This is a genomic window from Paracraurococcus lichenis (assembly GCF_030657435.1).
In the GTDB taxonomy this organism is placed as follows: Bacteria; Pseudomonadota; Alphaproteobacteria; order Acetobacterales; family Acetobacteraceae; genus Paracraurococcus; species Paracraurococcus lichenis.
The window spans coordinates 1-816 of record NZ_JAUTWS010000372.1 but is presented as its reverse complement, the minus strand read 5'-3'; the positions used below and the strand labels follow the sequence as shown (position 1 = coordinate 816).

The following is an 816-nucleotide window of genomic DNA, read 5'->3' as shown; positions in this document are numbered from 1 at the left end:
AATAGACAGTCGCGGCACCCGGGCCGAGGCGCCGCGCGCCTCTAAGCGGCGTTAGCTGCGGTCAGGGATACAGTCGCCGAGTTCAACCGTCGCGGCGATAGCCCCTGGTTTGTCCACCCGCCACTTGGCGGCAATGCGCAAATGCGCACCGGTGCCCAATGCGGCCGCCGGGGCCGCGCGAGCAACCTGTCTGGTTGCAAGGTTGGTTTGAAGCTGGCCCGGGAGGGGAGGGGACGTGAACCATCCTGTCACGCCAGATGGACGCTACTTCGTCGTGCGGGGTCGGCTGTGGCGCTGCACCAACCCGGCGCTCGAGCCCGCGGCGCGAGCTGTGCTGACACGCGAGTTGATGGCGGCGCGCCGGGCAAAGCGGGAGGCACTGCAGCAGGGCGACACCGCCGCGCGCGCGGCGGCGCGGGCGCGGGCGCGGGTGGAGGCGGCCAAGCGGGCGCTGGGCGAGCGAGGCCCGGTGTGGTGGACGGACGGCGCCCCAGACTACAATCGCCACATGGCGCACACCACGCCCTATGCGGCCTGGTATGCCGGCCTGCCGGGCTGCGATCCGCAACAGGACGCCGGGCAAGCACAGGATTAGCCGGCAGCTTGGCCAGCACGCAGCCGCAGCACTGCGCCGACCGTTCCACCCCTGCGGCTGGACAGGCTGGCCGCGCCCCGCCCAAGGTCCGCGCCCAGCCCTGGCAGGAGAGAACGCCTATGGCCGCCCAGCACCGGATCACCGCTGCCGCACGGCTCGACGACGACCCGGACGCGCCCGAGGTGCCCGAGCCGATCGGCCCCGAGCCGCGCGAGCCCGAC

Annotated in this window: 1 protein-coding gene; it reads left to right on the top strand. The window is 72.8% G+C overall.

The features are described from left to right. The first annotated feature begins 235 nt into the window (after positions 1-235). On the top strand, positions 236-595 hold the full coding sequence (locus Q7A36_RS40300) for a hypothetical protein (protein WP_305109409.1): 360 nt from the start codon (positions 236-238) through the stop codon (positions 593-595). The last annotated feature ends 221 nt before the right edge of the window (positions 596-816 follow it).